This is a genomic window from Frankia sp. AiPs1, assembly GCF_023716945.1.
Classification (GTDB): Bacteria; Actinomycetota; Actinomycetes; order Frankiales; family Frankiaceae; genus Frankia.
Genome location: NZ_JAMQQF010000603.1, coordinates 1 through 3,555 on the forward strand (window position 1 = coordinate 1; position 3,555 = coordinate 3,555).

3 protein-coding genes are annotated in these 3,555 nt (G+C 71.7%); 2 read left to right on the forward strand and 1 reads right to left on the reverse strand.

What is annotated here, in order from left to right; genetic code table 11:
- The coding region (locus tag ND748_RS28090; protein ID WP_251749210.1) for a hypothetical protein at positions 1 to 186 on the reverse strand (186 nt) is incomplete at its 3' end.
- A 1,138-nt stretch (positions 187 to 1,324) separates the two neighbouring features.
- On the opposite strand from ND748_RS28090, the gene ND748_RS28095 reads away from it, so the two are divergent.
- Both ND748_RS28095 and ND748_RS28100 read left to right on the forward strand, forming a co-directional pair.
- Entirely contained in the window at positions 1,325 to 2,155 is an 831-nt protein-coding gene (locus tag ND748_RS28095) for a sugar phosphate nucleotidyltransferase (protein WP_251749211.1), read from the forward strand.
- 23 nt (positions 2,156 to 2,178) lie between these two features.
- Positions 2,179 to 3,507, forward strand: coding sequence for a DUF4910 domain-containing protein (locus tag ND748_RS28100; RefSeq protein WP_251749212.1), 1,329 nt, complete (start codon positions 2,179 to 2,181; stop codon positions 3,505 to 3,507).
- Positions 3,508 to 3,555 lie beyond the last annotated feature (48 nt).

The window sequence follows — 3,555 nt, forward strand, 5'->3', positions numbered from 1 at the left end:
GTCGGGCGACGCGGCCCCGGCGGCGGAGTCGTCGCGGCCGGCGCGGTGGGAGTCGGTGGCGTGGAGCCGGTCGACCCGGTGCCCGCGCTGCCCGCCGTCCTCGTCGACTTCGGCGGACGGTGGCGCAACCCGCTCCCGGTCGCCGGCCGGAGGCTCATCCGACCAGGAGCGCCCACGCACCCGCATCACCCCAGATCGTGCTCTGTGCCCCATCGAAACATCTCGGCGTAGCCGGCGCCAAACTCTCACCCGGGGTGACAATTCCTCCGCCCAGCCGACCCGCCAGGGGATTCGTCGGCACCGGCAACGCCACGAGCCGAGGCTCTTTCACCAATCCAGTAGTGACGGACGAACCGTAACAACAACGCGCGAAGAGCGATGTCGGCGGCCTCGGCCTATCACGGACAGCAACGATCATCCGCATCGGCACCAAACCCCTTCCGCTCTGTGGGAAGCAGCCGGCAGCCGGCGACCGCCGGCAGGCCGGACGCCCGCGTCATCGCGGGATCCACCAGTCAGGACGCGGTGCCGACCGGACGAGTTGCCGGTCTGTCGAAGATCTGGCACCATCGACCGCTGATTCGCCACGAAGGTGGGCCGTGGGGTGCCGTCTGGCGTTGCCCATGCCCACCGGCCGTCGAGGGCGGTCAGCGGCTGTCGGCGGGCCCGCCAGCGGCCCCGTGAATGTCTCCGGCGAACGGTCTGACCAGCGGAAACGAGTCCCGGCGGCGCTCTGGGAGACGGCGCGTTCGCGGGGGCGGCGCGCCGGTCGCCCGGCGGCGGCGTGGCGGGAATCTCGCGGGGGCCCTGCCACCCGGTGCGGAGATCACGTGCGTGGCAGGGCATCGACGACGACGCGACGCCGGGCGGGCATGGCGGCTGCGCCCGGCATGACCCGGCTGTCGGGCTTGCCCGGCGGGCGACGTCATCGCGCGGCTCTGCACCGGCTTGGAGGGACTCCCCCGGCAGGCAGAGGGCGGTGCGGTACCGTTGCGACGGCAGTGCCGGGGGCGCGCCGATGAAGTCGGTCCGTCGCCGGTATTCACCAGGAAGTGGCAGAACCGAGTAGTGGCACAGGGGGTTCACGCGCCCGCGCGCGCCATGAGTGCGGGCGAGCGAGTGACGTCCTCACGCGCGGGAGCGTGCCCTCCCGCGCACCGGGCACGACCGGCGGCTGTCCCCGTCGGCCCCGGCATCGGTCGGCGAGTGGCAGCAGGCCGTCACGGGTCACCCGGAATGCACCGCGGCCCTGCGAGGACGATGCCATCAGCGCCCATCCGCCCCACCGAGCCCGACCGGGGCATGAGCACGGGAGACGCAAGCCTTGAGCACCGAAAGCGCCAGGACCATCGAGATCCCCGACGCTGCCGACATCCCGGTCGTCATCCTCTGCGGCGGGATGGGTACCCGGCTGCGGGAGGCCAGCGAAAAGCTGCCGAAGCCGCTCGTCGACATCGGCGGCAAGCCGGTGCTGTGGCACATCATGAAGACGTATGAACACTACGGCTTTCGTAAGTTCGTGCTCTGCCTCGGCTACAAGAGCGACCTGATCAAGAACTACTTCCTGGCCTACCGGGCACAGGGCGCCGACTTCACCCTGCGGCTCGCCGACGACCACACGCCCCAGTTTCACAACGCGGTGGGCGACGAGGAGTGGGAAGTCACCTTCGCGGAGACCGGCCTGCTCACCGGCACCGGCGCCCGCCTACGCCGGGTGGCCCAGTATCTGACCGGCCCGCGATTCATGCTCACCTACGGTGACGGCGTCGGCGCGATCGATGTCGGTGCCGTGCTGTCCGACCACGTCGAGTCCGGCCGCGTCGGCACCGTCACCGGCGTCCGGCCGTCGAGCCGCTACGGCGAGCTGGAGACCGATGGCAACGCGGTCACGCTGTTCGCCGAGAAGCCCCCGCAGACCGGCTGGGTAAGCGGCGGGTACTTCGTCTTCGAGCGCGAGTTCATCGACAAGTACCTCGACGACGACCCGGCGCTGCTGCTGGAGCGCCACCCGCTGCAGCAGCTCGCCCGCGACGGCGAACTCACCCTGCACAACCACGACGGCTTCTGGATGGGCATGGACACCTTCCGGGACTGGACCGAGCTCAACCAGCTCTGGGACTCCGGGTCCGCGCCCTGGCGCGTCTGGGCCGACTGAGAAGTCCGGACGGATCCGCGACGATGACCGAATCCACCGACCCCGGCCGCTGGCTGCACGAGCTGGTCGCCGACCTGCTGCCGCCGATGCGCAGCATCACCGGCGAGGGCGTGCGCACGACGCTGCGCACCGTCGCCCGGGCGCTCGGCCCCGACGTGCCGCTCACCGTGCACGAGGTGCCCAGCGGCGCCCCGGCGCTGGACTGGACCGTCCCCCGGGAGTGGAACGTCGGCTCGGCCCGGCTGATCGGCCCCGACGGCAAGACCGTCGTCGACGCCGCCGACAATCCGCTGCACCTGCTGGGTTACAGCACGCCGGTGCGGGCCCGGATGACCCTCGACGAGCTGCGCCCGCACCTGTTCTCGATGCCCGACCGACCGGACTGGGTGCCCTACCGGACGTCGTACTACAACGAGAACTGGGGCTTCTGCCTGACCGACCGGCAGCTCGGCGCGCTGCCCGACGGCGAGTACGAGGTCGAGATCGACACGACGCTCACCGACGGGTCTCTGACCTACGGCGAGATCGTGCTGCCGGGCGAGACGTCCGACGAGTTCCTGATCACCACGCACACCTGCCACCCGGCGATGGCCAACGACAACTGCTCGGGCATCGCCACCGCGACCCTGCTGGCGCGGACGCTGGCCGCCGGGCCGCGGCGGCACACGTTCCGGCTGCTGTTCATCCCGGGGACGATCGGCTCGATCACCTGGCTCGCCGGCAACCGGGACACCGTCGGTCGCATCCGGCACGGGCTGGTCCTGACCGGCCTCGGCGACCGCAGCGACCCGACCTACAAGCGCAGTCGCCGGGGTGACGCCGCCGTCGACCGGGCCGCCGCGGTGGCGCTGGCCGAGACCGAGCGGCCGCACCGGGTCGTCGACTTCTCCCCCTACGGCTACGACGAGCGGCAGTTCTGCTCGCCCGGCTTCGACCTGCCCGTCGGCAGGTTCGGCCGGGGCCAGCATGGCGAGTACCCGCAGTACCACACCTCTGCCGACGACCTCGAGTTCGTCACACCCGAGTCACTCGCCGACTCGTTCGCGATCCTGCGGCGCACGATCGAGATCTGCGAGCGGGACCGGACCTGGCGCAACACCGCCCCCTACGGCGAGCCGCAGCTCGGCCGGCGCGGCCTGTACCGGGCCATCGGCGCGACGATGAACCGCCAGGCCATCGAGATGGGCCTGCTGTGGGTGCTCAACCTCGCCGATGGCACCCGCAGTCTGCTCGACATCGCCGAGCGGGCCGGACTGCCGTTCGACACGGTCGCCGAGGCCGCGGACGCGCTGGCCGGCGTCGACCTGCTCACCGACGCGGGCGCCGACCCCGCGGGAGCGACCGGTGGCTGACCTCGCCGGCGACCCGGACGTTCCCGGCCGGTCCGAGCGGCCTCAGCC

Excerpts from the sequence above, each read along its gene's own strand:
- ND748_RS28100 (WP_251749212.1), top strand. The coding sequence starts at position 2,179 with ATGACCGAATCCACCGACCCCGGCCGCTGGCTGCACGAGCTGGTCGCC.